The following is a 12651-nucleotide window of genomic DNA, read 5'->3' as shown; positions in this document are numbered from 1 at the left end:
AAGGAGCAGATCGGCTCGGGAAGCGGGGCGTCCGGCCTGGCGGGAGGTGTCCTGGGCGCGGGCCAGATCGTGCTGAGCACCGTCACGTCCACGGCGATCGTGATCACGGTGACCCTGTACTGCATGGCGGCCCTGCCGACCATGAAGCAGTTCGGCTATCGCTTCGTGGCGGCCAGTCGCCGTGAGCGCGTCGAGGGCGTGGCCGAGGAAATCATGAGCCGCATCGGCAAGTTCATGCTCGGCAACCTCGTCACCTCCGGTATCGCGGGCGTGGCGACCTTCGGCTGGTGCGTGGCCACCGGTGTCCCGTACGCCGCCGCGCTGGGCGTCTTCACCGCCCTGATGGACCTGATCCCGATCGTCGGCTCCACCCTCGCCGGAATCGTCGTCAGCCTCGTCGCGCTGTCGGTGTCCCTGCCCATCGCGATCGCGACCGCGGTCTTCTACGTCGTCTTCCGCGTCGCCGAGGACTACCTCATCGTGCCCAGGGCCATGAAGTTCGCCGTCGACGTCCATCCGCTGGTCACCGTCGTCGCGGTGCTGGTCGGTGGGGCGCTCCTCGGCATCATCGGAGCCCTCGTCGCCATCCCGGCGGCGGTCGCCGTGGGCCTGGTCCTCGACGAGTACGTGTTTCCCAAGAAGGAACGGACATGACGGTTGCCGGGATGCCGGTTGTCGGTGTTCCGGGTGCCTGAAATGACATGAGATGGGTACCCGCACTCGGAGTCCCCGAGTACCCAAGGAGAGTGCCCCCGATGGTCACCGTGTCCCTCACCGGAGCGTCCAAGGAGGACGCCGCCACCGTATTCGGAGTCCTGCGGACGGCGTTCCCCACGGACCGCCCCTCCGACGAGGTGCCCCAGGAGCAGCCGGGTGATCGCTCGGCCGTGTGGAGCGCGGAGTTCGAGCCGACGCAGGAATGGGTCCCGACCGGTCCGATGCCCCTGGAGGGGTCGGTCGCCGCCACGCTGCAAGGCGACTACGTCGCAGTGGACCAGTTGTTCGAAGCCCTGAGCACCACGTTCGCCGTCGAACACTGGGGTGCCGCGTCGGGGGACCAGGAGAAGGAGGTCGACCTGCGGCTCGCGACCAAGGAGTGACGAGGGGGAGACCGTACGCGCGTAGTCGAACCACGAGGAGATGAGCCGCATGGTGCGAATCGGGTACACGATGATGACCGAGCAGGCCGGCCCGCGAGAGCTCGTCGGCCATGTGGTCGGCGCCGAGCGCGCCGGCTTCGACTTCTCGGTCACCTCCGACCACTACTTCCCCTGGCTGGAGTCCCAGGGCCACGCCTCCTACGCGTGGAGCGTGCTCGGCGCCGCCGCGCAGGCCACCGAACGCATTCCCCTGATGACGTACGTGACATGCCCGACGACTCGCTACCACCCGGCGGTCGTCGCCCAGAAGGCCGCGACTCTGCAACTCCTCTCCCGGGGGCGTTTCCGCCTCGGTCTCGGTTCCGGGGAGAACCTCAACGAGCATGTGGTGGGCGGCGGTTGGCCCGCCGCACACGTCCGGCTTGAGAAGCTGGAGGAAGCCGTCGAGATCATCCGCTCACTCCTCGCGGGCGAGAGCGTCAACCACCACGGCGCCCACTTCGACGTGGAGAACGCCAAGTTGTGGGACCTGCCCGAGACGCTCCCGCCGATCGGCGTCGCCGTCTCCGGCCACAGCTCGTGCCAACTCGCGGGCCGGCTGGCCGACTTGCTGATAGCCACCGAACCCCGGCCGGAACTGATCTCCGAGTTCGACCGCCACGGCGGCACGGGCAGGCCCAAGGTCGGCCAGCTACCGGTCTGCTACGACACCGACCGCGACGCGGCCATCGCCCGCGCCCACGACCAGTTCCGCTGGTTCGGCGGCGGCTGGCCGGTCAACTCCGAACTCCCCGGACCCGCCGCGTTCGCCGGCGCCACGCGGTTCGTACGGCCCGAGGACGTGGCCGAGTCCATTCCGTGCGGCGACGACGTGGACGCGGTCGTCGAGGCCGTACGACCGTATGCGGACGCGGGGTTCACCGAGGTCGCCCTCGTGCAGATCGGCGGCGAGCACCAGGAGTCCTACCTGGAGTGGGCCGAGCAGAAGCTGCTGCCCGCCCTGCGGGGACTGTGAGCGTGCGATGACGACGAAACGTGCTGCGATCTTCGATGTCGACGGAACGCTCGTCGACACCAACCACCTCCACGTCGTCACCTGGTGGGAGGCGTTCAGACAGGCCGGCCGCCACGTCCCCATGCGGGACATCCACCGTGCTGTGGGCCTCAGCGGCGGCGACCTGCTCGATCACCTGCTCGGCGGCGACGACCGTGATCCCGATGAGGACGAGCAGCTCGTCGCGGCCCACCACGCCCTGTACGCCACGTACTTCGAGCGGCTGCCGGCGTTGGCGGCGGCGGGCGACCTATTGCGCGCCCTGTCCGGGCGAGGCTGGGAGATCGTCCTGGCGACCTCGGCGAACGGTGCGGAACTCTCCGCGCTACGCCGTGCCATCGACGCGGACGACGTCATCCTCGGTGCGACCAGCGCGGACGACGTCGCCGACGGCAAACCCGCCCCCGATCCGGTCCGGCAGGCCAGGGAACTCGCCGGCGTACCGAGTGAGCGAGCCGTGTTCGTCGGTGACACGGTCTGGGACATGAAGGCCGCCGTACGGGACGGAGTGGTTCCGGTGGCGGTGCTGTCGGGCGGGATACCGCGCGCGGACCTGGAGAGCGCCGGTGCCCATGTCGTGTACCGGGACCCCGCCGACCTTCTCGGACGCCTGGACTCCAGCGTTTTCGCCGGCATTCAGTGACCTGGTCCTTCGGACACCGTCGAGGCCGACGATGCCAGTCACCGAGAATGCGGTGGATCGGCCGGTCGGCCCGCAGCGGCGTCGGAGCAGCCTGTCATCCAGTGCCGGGACGGTTCCCTCCCGCTTCGTGTGACGTACTCCTCGCACACGGTTGATTCGTCCTGGCCGGCTCTGTAGCCCTCCTCGTACTGCTGCTGGTAGCTGTTCTTGCACCCGGACACCAGCAGCAACGGAACAAGCAGAAGAGCCGCCATGAACCCCTTCACATGCTTGGTGGAGCCCGGCCGACCGCACCGCGCGATCGCACCGGACTCATTCCTGATGTGAAGAAACGGGAGGGCTCCGTCGTCCATGCGGCTCACCCTGCCAGAACACCCCGTCAGCGGGGCGAGTTCGCCTGCCGGTGAGGCGGTCGGGCGATCCGCATGGCGTGCTTGCGGCTCCGGACGGGCGTAAGGCGGCAGGTCGCCGGTGATCGGAGCGAGATGGCGGGGTCGGCGCACTGCCTGGGGAGGTCGCGCGCCGCTCCCCGCCGGACTTTCCCGGCCTTCGTCCACCGATTCCTGGGCTGCTACGGCAGCGTCCTCCGCGGGCTCGCGGGCTCGCGGACATCGGTCAGCGGCCGAGGTCCGAGCGTAGGTGCGGCGGCGGTGCCACGGTGCTGCCGAGAAGCTCGTGCGCGCGCGGAGGACTACGGTGGCCCATCCCCGGCCCGGGTCACGGCGATCGGCGCGGAGACGAACGCGTCGAGATCCAGCATCCTCATTCCCATCCCCGTTTCCGTCCGATGCCCTTCCACAGTCGGCAAGTTGCCGTTCCGCAGGGGTTATCCGGCTGCTTCCGGGGAGATCGGCGTCGCGCCCTCGTGGTCGGCGTCGGCCGTGCGCATCTCCTGGCTGACGTCGGCACTCAGTTCGGCCCAGCTCTTGTCGAACTTGGCCAAGCCCTCGCGTTCCAGGGTGTCGGTGACGTCGGCGAAGTCCACGCCGACGCGCGCGAGAGCCGCGAAGTGGTCATGTGCCGCCACGTACTTGTCGGCCGCCGGTGCGTCATGGGGAAGCGTGCCATGGTCGGCGAACGCGGCCAGGGTGGTGCCGGGCATGGTGTTCACGGTGCCGGGGATGGCCAGCTCGCCGACGTACATCGTGTCGGGGTAGGCCGGGTCCTTGACCCCGGTGGACGCCCACAGCGGGCGCTGCGGTCGGGCGCCCGCCTCGGCCAGCCGCTGCCGACGCGGCTCCATGGCCGCCAACACGTATGCCTGGTACGCCAGACGGGCGTTGGCGACCGCGGCCTCACCCTTGAGTACGAGGGCCTCGGGTGTGCCGATGGCGTCGAGGCGGCGGTCCACCTCGGTGTCGACGCGCGAGACGAAGAACGAGGCGACCGAATGGATGCCGGTCAGGTCGAGCCCGGCCTGCCGGGCCCGTTCCAGGCCGGCCGTATGGGCGTCCATCACCGCGAGGTAGCGGTCCAGCGAGAAGATCAAGGTGACATTGACGCTGATCCCGAGCGCCACGACCTCGGTGATGGCCGTGAGTCCCTCCCGGGTGGCCGGGATCTTGACGAACAGGTTCTGCTCCTGGACGGCGTCCCACAGTTTCACCGCCTGCTCGACAGTGGCGTCGGAATCCTTGGCCAGCCGGGGGTCGACCTCGATCGACACCCGCCCGTCCAGGCCGCTGGTCATCTCGTGGATCGGGGCGAAGACGCGGCAGGCGGCTCGTACGTCGTCGGTGGTGAGGGCGAAGACGGCGTCGTCGACGTTCGCGCCGTCGGCGGCCAGCCTGCGGAGCTGCTCGGTGTAGCGGTCTCCACGGGACAGCGCGGAGGCGAAGATCGTGGGGTTCGTCGTGACCCCGACGACATGCCGGTCGGCGATCAGTTTCTCCAGCTCGCCGCCGGCCAGCAGCTCGCGGGACAGGTCGTCGAGCCAGATCGACACCCCGGCGGCGGTCAGGTCGGCGAGCGGGTCGGACACAGTGGAATCGGACATGCCGGATCTCCAAACGGTGTGCCGTCCGCGGGGAAACTCAATTCCGGCGGACGGGGCGGGACGCGGCTCTCCACGGACTCTCGCGGTCCCGCGCAGGTCATTCGTGCGCGCTGGGAACCCGGAGCGGGTCGCGGGGAGCGGCGGGCTTGGCGGCGGTGAGCTGGTCGCCCAGTTCGCCCAGCCGGTTGCGGCCGAGGGCGGAGCGGACCTGGGGGAACCACTCCTTCTCCTCTTCCTCGACGTGGTGCCGCACGTTCTCCATGAGGACCGTCATCTTGGCGTCGAAGCGCTCGTCCTCCGGGTCCAGGCCCGCCAGCTCGGACAGCATCCACAGCACGACGTGGTGCTCCTCGACGCTCTCCAGCACGTGATCGGTGGTGTCCGGCACGGCTGCGCGCGCCGCGGGGTAGAAGATCTTCTCCTCGATCCAGGTGTGGACCGTCAGCTCCTCGATCACCTTGTCGGCGATCTTCCGCTTCGTCTTGTAAGCCCGGTCCCCGGCCTGCTCGAACTCCTTGAACAGCGTCTCGACCGTCTGGTGGTCTTCCTTGAGCAGCACGATCGCGTCCATGGGCACTCCTTCGCTTCGTCCCGTACGTTTCCCGTACGTTTCCCGTACGGCGGGGCGCTTCTGTCGGCGGAACACCGAAACAAGCTCGTCTCCCGCGCTCCGGCTACCCCGCGCAGCGCGACCGACTCGCCTGAAGCGCACCTTTTCGCCATGTTCGGTCCTGTCCGGGTCGGTGAAGGTGGTCCGAGGCGGCGTCGTGCGGGCGGCCGCTGTGCCAGAGGAAGGGAGCACCTCAGGCCTGGTCGCGTCGCTCTCCGTGGCACGTGATGTCATGTCGGCGGGGAGCGTCGTCCGCACCCGAGGAGGCCGGCGTGGCGAGGGATTGGATCGGACCAGCCGAGGTTCTGGCGGCTGCGGAGGATGCGGCGCCGGTGGACTCCCTCGATGTCGTGGCGCGGAATCTGCGTGACCGGTTCGGTGCGCGGTACGTGTCGTTCCTGTTCGTGGACATCGTCGGACAGCGCCTGCTGCGAGTCGGGAACACGGTGGCTGGGCGGCCCGAACACCGCGCCGTGCAGGTCCCGTTGGCCGGCCGAGGGGTCTACGACGAGGTGCTGCGCACCCAGAAGGTGGTGCGGGCCCCGAGGAGCGAGGATGGACAGCGGGTGCTTGCCCCGGTCACCAACCGCGGCGACACCATCGGCGTTCTGGAGCTGTTCTTGGACGGGGTCACCGAGGACGTGCTGGAGCAGGTCGAGGAGGCTGCGCACGCGCTGGCGTACATCATCGTCACCGACCGCCGCTCCACCGACCTGTACCACTGGGGCAACCGCACCACCTCGGTCAGTCCGGCCGCGGACATCCAGCGCCAGCTCCTGCCTCGGCCGCTTCCTGCGAAGGCCCCCGAGTTCACCCTCGCGGGCGCCCTGATCCCGGCCTCCGGCATCGCCGGAGACACCTACGACTACAGCCTCGACCGTGACACCCTGCATCTGCCGGTATCGATGCCATGGGCCAAGACGTCAACGCCTCGCTCGTGCCCACCCTCCTGGTCAACGCCTCCCGTGGCGCCCGCCGCGCCGGAGCGGACCTCGCCGAACAGGCCCGCCAGACCCACCGCGCCCTCCTCGACCACGGCCGCCGGACGTTCGCCACCGGCCAACTGCTGCGCATCGCCCTGGACGGGAGCAGCGCCCAGCTGGTCAATGCCGGCCATCCCTGGCCGCTGCGGCTGAGCGACGGCACGGTCGAGGAACTGCGCCTGGCTGTGAACCTGCTCTTCGGTTTGCCGGAACAGGGTCCCTACCAAGTACAGGACCTCGACCTGCGCCCCGGCGACCGCCTCCTCCTCTATACCGACGGCATGCAGGAACGCCAGGCCGAAACGGTCGACCTCCCCGCCTTGCTCCATACGATCGCGCCGAGCATCCGCGCGACGTCGTACGCGCCCTGGTCGCCGCGGTCACCGACGCCTACAACGGCGGCCTGCCGAAAGACGACGCCACCGTCCTGTGTCTGGACCGGCACAGTCCCGACTGCGCGAGTCGTCGAGCGAGCCCCTGAGCCTGCGCCTTGTCATGGTGCCCTTCGGACGTCGCGCAGGGCGTGTACGCGCCTCCGGACGGGCGTAGGGCGGCAGTTCGCGGGTAATCGCAGCGCGATGGCGGGGGCGGCGTACTGCCTGGGGAGGTCGCGCGCCGCGCCCCGCCGGATCCTCCGGGCCTCCGTCCATCACGGGTGTCCCGCCGCCCGCGGCCTTCTCGACGAGCGGTTGTCGATGTCGTCGTGCTTCGCCTTCGCGTACGGCTGGTCCCTCGTCGGTGCATGGCCGCCGACCAACCCCCGACGCTGATGACCTCCTCGCCCCGGACACGCGGGCGGGCCGGTCACCTCGCCTTTGAGGTGCCGGCCGTTTCCGCGTCACTTTTCGTGCTCAGGATTTCTGTTTCTTGACCGAGACCAGGTGGGCGAAGACGACGACGTTGGCCGAATAGCCGTGTTTCTTGTCGAAGTTTCCGCCGCACGTCATGAGTCGAAGTTCGGGGCGGTTGGTGGCTCCGTACACCTTGTTGTCGGGGAACTTGTCCTTGGCGTACCTCTTCACCTCGTCGACAGTGAAGACGGCGGTCGTCCGGTCCGCCCGGGTGACCTTCACCGAGTCACCCGGGTGCAGGGCGTTGAGGTTGAGGAAGATCGCCGGCCCGGTCCTGGTGTCGCGATGACCGACGATCAGGGACGTTCCCGCCTCGCCGGGTGACGGACCGCCGCGGAACCAGCCCACCACCTTCGGCCTGCCCAGTGGCGGAGCCCCCAGCTTCCCCCTCTTGTCGAGGTCCAGGTCGGTCACCGGGGCCTCGATGAAGATGGCGGGAATGGAGATCTTCACCGGGACGGAGCGTGCCAGGGGTGCGTGCGGGGCCTGTCGGGCCGGGGGAGCGCCGCCGCCCGCGGCGTCATTGGCGCGGGCGGCGGTGACCGCAGGAGTGTCGGAGGTGTCCGAAAACGTCCAGACGACGCCCGTCACCAGCGAGAAGGTCGCACACAGCGTCATCGACAGGCGGACCGCACGAGTGGGGCCTCGTCGTCGCCGTGGTCGTGGGCGTCGATGATGGCTATGCGTCGTGGCGGGCACGGCGGCGCGAGGCTCGGCGGACCATGACGAGCGCCGCGACGGCGATCCCGCCGGCGGTCAGCGCGGTGGTGGTCCCGGCGTTCGAGTCGCTCTCGGAGCTGAGGTTCTCCATGTCCGGGACGCCTCCGCCGCCGGCGGGCACACCGCCGGTGGGCTTGTTGTACTCGCGGCCCGGGACGATCGCGGCGGGACCACGGCTCTGCTGTTCCGGCCGTGCGGGCTGGGCGTGGCGGCGGCAGTCCACCGCGAACCGCCTCTGCTTGGGGCCCGACGGGGTGGTCCACACCAGCTGGTACGTGCCGTGCGGGAGAAGGTACTTCGCGCTGTGCGCCGAGCCGTTGATCAGCGGCAGCGTGCTTTGCAGTGTGTCGCCGGGCGGGATGGTCGGGGGCTGCGCGGTGATCGTCCAGGCGACCGCCGGGAACGACTCGAAGTTGCTCGCGACGAGGACGAACTCGCAGACCTCGACTCCGTCGCTGCCGCGTGAGTGCCAGTCGACCGAGCGGATGTCGATGTTGCCGCTGTCCCCCGGAGCGGCGTAGGCCGCTCCGGCTCCCGCGACGGTGGCACCGGCGAGGACGGCGGTCACCGCGGCACTCCCGAGGGCACTACGGGAGCGGAGGAAAGAGGACATGATCATGCTGGACTCCTTCGGGCCAGAATGATTGTCGTACTTTTCCGTCGAGCCCGTAATGAATGTCATGGAAAGTCAAAGAACGTGGTGAGGCGCTGCTGGGAAAATAGGAAACAACTCAAATGGACCATTACGCGTTAAGGGTGGGTCCGACGCGCTCGCGGCACCGCTCGCGTCGAACCTGGAATCCCGGGTACTCGGAGCCCTCCAGGACGGCAGGAACAAGAACCTGCTCCGCGTCCGAGGCCGGACCCCCTCCGGCCTCCCCACCCCCACCGGGAGTTTTCATGATCCGCGCCGTGGCACTCGTCTGTACGCTCACCGCTTCCCCCGCCCCTTCCAGCAGCCACCGCCTCGCCGGACAGGTCATGTCCGAGCTCGCCGACCTCGGTGTCCAGGGCGAGACGATCCGGGTGGCCGATCACCACATCCGCCCCGGCATCGCCCGCGACCTGGGGGAGGGCGACGACTGGCCGCAGCTGTGGGACAAGGTGATGGCCGCCGACATCGTCCTGCTGGCCACCCCGATCTGGCTCGGCCACCCCGCCAGCCTCTGCCAGCGCGTGCTGGAGCGGCTCAACGCCGACATCTCCGAGACCGACGAACAGGGCCGGCAACTGCCCTACGGGAAGGTCGGGTTGGTGGCCGTCGTGGGCAACGAGGACGGGGCGCACAAGGTGAGCGCCGACCTCTTCCAGGGGCTCAACGACCTCGGGTTCTCCCTGCCGCCCGGCGCGGTCACCTACTGGGTCGGCGAAGCCCAGCAGAGCACCGACTACCAGGACCTCGACAAGACCCCCGAAGCCGTCGCCGCCACCACCAAGACGCTCGCCGCCAACGCCGTCCATCTGGCGAGCCTGCTCCAGAGCGCGCCCTACCCGCCCAGCTGATCCCTCTCCACAGCCCCACGTCCGGGTGGAGACGGTCCCGGCCCCCTGATCGAACAGCCCGACGACGTGATCGTACGGATCACCTCCACCGGCATCTGCGGATCGGACCTGCACCTGTACGAAGTCCTCGGGCCGTTCCTGGACCAGGGCGACATCCTGGGCCACGAGGCCATGGGCGTCGTCGAGGCGGTCGGCCCCGAGGTGCGCGCCCTCGTCCCCGGGGACCGGGTCGTCATCCCGTTCAACATCTCCTGCGGCACCTGCTTCATGTGCTCCCAGGGCCTGCACTCGCAGTGCGAGACGACGCAGGTGCGGGAGTACGGCTCCGGCGCGTCCCTGTTCGGCTACACCAAGCTGTACGGGCAGGTACCGGGCGGACAGGCCGAGTACCTGCGGGTGCCGTTCGGCAACGCTCTCCCGGTCAAGGTGCCCGAAGGTCCGCCCGACGACCGCTTCGTCTACCTCTCCGACGTGCTGCCGACCGCCTGGCAGGCCGTCGAGTACGCGGCGGTGCCGCCCGGCGGATCGCTCACCGTGCTCGGACTCGGCCCGATCGGCGACATGGCCGCGCGCATCGCCCAGCACCGGGGCGCCGGCCTGGTCATCGGCGTCGACCTGGTCGACGAACGCCTCGACCGGGCGTCCGCGCATGGAGTAACCTGCCTGGACCTGCGCCGTCACGAGAAGGACCTCGGGGACGCGGTGCGCGAACTGGCCGACGGGCGCGGCACCCACGCCGTGATCGACGCGGTCGGCATGGAGGCGCACGGCAACGCGGGGACCAAGGCCGCCCAGTGGGTGACCGGACTCCTGCCCGACACGCTGGCCCAGCCGTTCATGGAGAAGGCGGGCGTGGATCGGTTGGGCGCGCTCTACGCGGCGATCGATCTCGTACGGCGTGGCGGGACCGTCTCGCTCTCCGGCGTGTACGGCGGGGCCATGGACCCGCTGCCGCTGCTGCGCATGTTCGACAAGCAGCTCCAGTTCCGGATGGGGCAGGCGAACGTGTGGCGCTGGGTGCCGGAGATCCTGCCGCTGCTGACCGATCAGGACCCTCTCGGCGTGGACGGTTTCGCCACCCACCACCTGCCGTTGGAAGAGGCGCCGCGGGCGTACGCGGCGTTCCAGGCCAAGCAGGACGGCATGATCAAGACCCTGCTGCGCCCCGGAGCCTGAACCGCCGACGTGTCCAGATACGCGCCTGTTCAACTGGACTGTCCCTGACCGCAGTCCGACGGTTTCGACGGACTGCGGGCGCCGGGGAACCGTGTGTACGTCCTGGAGCGGTCAGTTCTCATTCTCAGCCGCGCCGGGGGTCGCGGCTGCGCGTTGGGGCACGACCGTGTACTTCGGGTCTTCGGCCGAGGCGACTCCCGCCGCGAAGATGCCAAAGCGGGTACAGGCCGAGCCCGCGAGGAGGGCGAGGCCCGCGACGACTGCCGCCGGGCGGCTGCGGCGGCCGAGCAGCAGGCCGGTCGTGGCGCCGGTCGCGGTGAGCAGTCGGGCAGCGCGGAGCAGGGTTCCGGCACGGCCCTGGCGGTAGGTTTCCGCGACCATGCCGAGGCGTCGCTCGGCAGCCCGGGTCGCGACCTCCTCCGCACCGGCGGCGAGCACCGCGGCGCAACGCGCGGGTGCCGACTCGGACAGCGGACCGACGAGCAGGGCCATTCCGGAGGCCGCCGCCGTCGCGGACGCCGCGAACAGATAGGGGAGTTCGCGGTGCGCGCCGTGCCAGGCGGGCACGGCGGTGTCCGCCGCCAGGACGGCCGTGTACGAGGCGATCGCCGGTCCGAGCAGCGCCGCGGCGGCGGTCGCGGCGGCCCCGGCCCTGGGCAGTCGCCCGGTGACGGCGGTGAGGGCCGCCGCACCGGCCGCCGGTCCATAGCCGGCGAGGAGCCACGACCCCACGCTCATGGGCGAGGTCGGCTTGAGCACCCGGAGCATGTTCGGGAACCGGCTCGGCACCCCGAGGTCGTGCACGAGCGCGGCGGCGAGCGAGGACACCTTCATCGCCGTGGCGGTGGTCGGACGTCCCGTGAGCTGGGCGCCCGCCGCGAGCACGGAGCCCGCCCCGGCCAGCCCACCCAGGAGGAAGTACCCGGCGATGTCCTGGGCGCCCCAGGACGGTGCCTTGATGATGGGGCGTCCGTAGTACGACTCGAACTCGGCGCGCGGGACCATGAGTTGCTCCCCGCGCCGCTTGCGACGCCCCTGCCGCGTGCCTTGTCCGGAACCGTTCGCGGAGTCGTTCACCGTGTCGCCTTCCTGCGCAGCAGTCCGGGCAGTGCGAAGGAGACGGCGAAGGCTCCGACCAGGGAGAGGGCCGCCGCACCGGCGTGCTTCCACATCGCGGGGAGGTCGCGGGTGGTGACGACCGGGTTCGGAGGCAACCCGTAGACTTCCGGCCGGTCGAGGAGCAGGAAGAACGCGCCGTCGCCGCCGACGCCGTCGTCGGGTTCCTGACCGTAGAGGTGAGCGCCGTCCACGCCCGCCTCGCGCAACTGGTCCACACGCAGCGCGGCTCGTTGGCGCAGTTCGTCCAGCGGGCCGAACTGGATGGACTCGGTCGGGCAGGCTTTGGCGCAGGCGGGTTCCTGGCCGGCGCCGAGGCGGTCGTAGCACATGGTGCACTTGAACGCCCGCCCGTCCTCGGGGCGTTGCTCGATGACGCCGTACGGGCAGGCGGGCACGCAGTAGCCGCAGCCGTTGCAGATGTCCTCCTGGACGATGACCGTGCCGAATTCGGTGCGGAAGAGGGAGCCGGTGGGGCAGACGTCGAGGCAGGCCGCATGGGTGCAGTGCTTGCACACGTCGGACGACATCAGCCAGCGCATCTCCCCGGGCTCGGCGGGAGGCTCCGACTCGGCTTCGACCAGGCGGAGTTGGGTACGTCCTTCCGGCGCCGGGACCTGAGGCTTCTGCTGTTCGATGAAGGCGACGTGGCGCCAGGTGGAGGCGCCGAGGCCCTGGGTGTTGTCGTAGCTCGTGCCGGTGAGGGAGAGGCCGTCCTCCGGAATGGCGTTCCACTCCTTGCAGGCGACCTCGCAGGCCTTGCAGCCGATGCACACGGAGGTGTCGGTGAAGAAGCCGACGCGGGGCGGGGGTTCGGGGTGCCCGGCGTCGTGTGCGGGGTCGGGCTCCGTGCCGCTCAGAAAGTGACGGTCCGTCATTTCCTTGTGTCCGTTCCGGTG

The 12651-nt window shown here is 69.9% G+C and carries 12 protein-coding genes and 2 pseudogenes; 7 read left to right on the top strand and 7 right to left on the bottom strand.

Going from position 1 to position 12651, the window contains the following annotated elements; genetic code table 11:
- The 4 genes from JHN63_RS36785 to JHN63_RS36770 all read left to right on the top strand — a co-directional run.
- Positions 1-654 (top strand): AI-2E family transporter (locus tag JHN63_RS36785; protein WP_200689121.1); only part of this gene is annotated, 654 nt, incomplete at its 5' end.
- Between the two features lie 101 nt (positions 655-755).
- Entirely contained in the window at positions 756-1100 is a 345-nt protein-coding gene (locus JHN63_RS36780) for a hypothetical protein (RefSeq protein WP_200689119.1), read from the top strand.
- A gap of 49 nt (positions 1101-1149) precedes the next feature.
- On the top strand, positions 1150-2115 hold the full coding sequence (locus tag JHN63_RS36775; RefSeq protein WP_200689117.1) for an LLM class F420-dependent oxidoreductase: 966 nt from the start codon (positions 1150-1152) through the stop codon (positions 2113-2115).
- A gap of 7 nt (positions 2116-2122) precedes the next feature.
- The gene (locus JHN63_RS36770) at positions 2123-2797 is read left to right on the top strand and encodes an HAD family hydrolase (RefSeq protein WP_200689114.1); all 675 of its coding nucleotides are present in this window, start codon (positions 2123-2125) and stop codon (positions 2795-2797) included.
- A gap of 38 nt (positions 2798-2835) precedes the next feature.
- On the opposite strand, the gene JHN63_RS36765 is transcribed toward JHN63_RS36770, so the two are convergent.
- The 3 genes from JHN63_RS36765 to JHN63_RS36755 form a co-directional block, all read right to left on the bottom strand.
- Entirely contained in the window at positions 2836-3150 is a 315-nt protein-coding gene (locus tag JHN63_RS36765; RefSeq protein ID WP_200689112.1) for a hypothetical protein, read from the bottom strand.
- A gap of 473 nt (positions 3151-3623) precedes the next feature.
- Complete coding sequence (gene tal / locus JHN63_RS36760) at positions 3624-4793, bottom strand: transaldolase (RefSeq protein ID WP_200689110.1); 1170 nt, start codon at positions 4791-4793, stop codon at positions 3624-3626.
- A gap of 97 nt (positions 4794-4890) precedes the next feature.
- A complete protein-coding gene (locus JHN63_RS36755) occupies positions 4891-5364 on the bottom strand; it encodes a hemerythrin domain-containing protein (RefSeq protein ID WP_200689109.1) in 474 nt (157 codons plus the stop codon).
- 311 nt (positions 5365-5675) lie between these two features.
- Here JHN63_RS36755 and JHN63_RS36750 point away from each other — a divergent pair.
- Positions 5676-6867: pseudogene (locus JHN63_RS36750) on the top strand (PP2C family protein-serine/threonine phosphatase).
- Positions 6868-7237: 370 nt separating this feature from the next.
- Here JHN63_RS36750 and JHN63_RS36745 read toward each other — a convergent pair.
- On the bottom strand, positions 7238-7855 hold the full coding sequence (locus tag JHN63_RS36745) for a class F sortase (RefSeq protein ID WP_200689108.1): 618 nt from the start codon (positions 7853-7855) through the stop codon (positions 7238-7240).
- Positions 7856-7916: 61 nt separating this feature from the next.
- Positions 7917-8576, bottom strand: a complete 660-nt coding sequence (locus JHN63_RS36740) for a hypothetical protein (RefSeq protein ID WP_200689107.1) — start codon at positions 8574-8576, stop codon at positions 7917-7919.
- A 281-nt stretch (positions 8577-8857) separates the two neighbouring features.
- Between JHN63_RS36740 and JHN63_RS36735 the strand changes: the two genes are divergently transcribed.
- Together JHN63_RS36735 and JHN63_RS36730 are read left to right on the top strand one after the other, a co-directional pair.
- Positions 8858-9460: a flavodoxin family protein gene (locus tag JHN63_RS36735; protein ID WP_200689106.1), complete on the top strand. Its 603-nt coding sequence runs from the start codon at positions 8858-8860 to the stop codon at positions 9458-9460.
- A 25-nt stretch (positions 9461-9485) separates the two neighbouring features.
- A pseudogene (locus JHN63_RS36730) lies at positions 9486-10636 on the top strand (alcohol dehydrogenase catalytic domain-containing protein).
- Positions 10637-10747: 111 nt separating this feature from the next.
- Here the strand turns inward: JHN63_RS36730 and JHN63_RS36725 are convergent.
- Both JHN63_RS36725 and JHN63_RS36720 read right to left on the bottom strand, forming a co-directional pair.
- Positions 10748-11641, bottom strand: a complete 894-nt coding sequence (locus JHN63_RS36725; RefSeq protein WP_200689130.1) for a polysulfide reductase NrfD — start codon at positions 11639-11641, stop codon at positions 10748-10750.
- 68 nt (positions 11642-11709) lie between these two features.
- The gene (locus JHN63_RS36720; protein WP_200689097.1) at positions 11710-12630 is read right to left on the bottom strand and encodes a 4Fe-4S dicluster domain-containing protein; all 921 of its coding nucleotides are present in this window, start codon (positions 12628-12630) and stop codon (positions 11710-11712) included.
- Between the last annotated feature and the right edge of the window lie 21 nt (positions 12631-12651).

It is taken from the genome of Streptomyces sp. MBT65 (genome assembly GCF_016612545.1).
GTDB lineage: Bacteria > Actinomycetota > Actinomycetes > Streptomycetales > Streptomycetaceae > Streptomyces.
Note: the sequence above shows the minus strand (reverse complement) of the source record. Positions and strands in the feature narration are given on the sequence as shown.

Excerpts from the sequence above, each read along its gene's own strand:
- JHN63_RS36780 (WP_200689119.1), top strand. The coding sequence starts at position 756 with ATGGTCACCGTGTCCCTCACCGGAGCGTCCAAGGAGGACGCCGCCACC.
- JHN63_RS36735 (WP_200689106.1), top strand. The coding sequence starts at position 8,858 with ATGATCCGCGCCGTGGCACTCGTCTGTACGCTCACCGCTTCCCCCGCC.
- JHN63_RS36740 (WP_200689107.1), bottom strand. The coding sequence starts at position 8,576 with ATGATCATGTCCTCTTTCCTCCGCTCCCGTAGTGCCCTCGGGAGTGCC.
- JHN63_RS36720 (WP_200689097.1), bottom strand. The coding sequence starts at position 12,630 with ATGACGGACCGTCACTTTCTGAGCGGCACGGAGCCCGACCCCGCACAC.
- JHN63_RS36765 (WP_200689112.1), bottom strand. The coding sequence starts at position 3,150 with ATGGACGACGGAGCCCTCCCGTTTCTTCACATCAGGAATGAGTCCGGT.
- JHN63_RS36770 (WP_200689114.1), top strand. The coding sequence starts at position 2,123 with ATGACGACGAAACGTGCTGCGATCTTCGATGTCGACGGAACGCTCGTC.
- JHN63_RS36755 (WP_200689109.1), bottom strand. The coding sequence starts at position 5,364 with ATGGACGCGATCGTGCTGCTCAAGGAAGACCACCAGACGGTCGAGACG.
- JHN63_RS36725 (WP_200689130.1), bottom strand. The coding sequence starts at position 11,641 with ATGGTCCCGCGCGCCGAGTTCGAGTCGTACTACGGACGCCCCATCATC.
- tal (WP_200689110.1), bottom strand. The coding sequence starts at position 4,793 with ATGTCCGATTCCACTGTGTCCGACCCGCTCGCCGACCTGACCGCCGCC.
- JHN63_RS36775 (WP_200689117.1), top strand. The coding sequence starts at position 1,150 with ATGGTGCGAATCGGGTACACGATGATGACCGAGCAGGCCGGCCCGCGA.
- JHN63_RS36745 (WP_200689108.1), bottom strand. The coding sequence starts at position 7,855 with ATGACGCTGTGTGCGACCTTCTCGCTGGTGACGGGCGTCGTCTGGACG.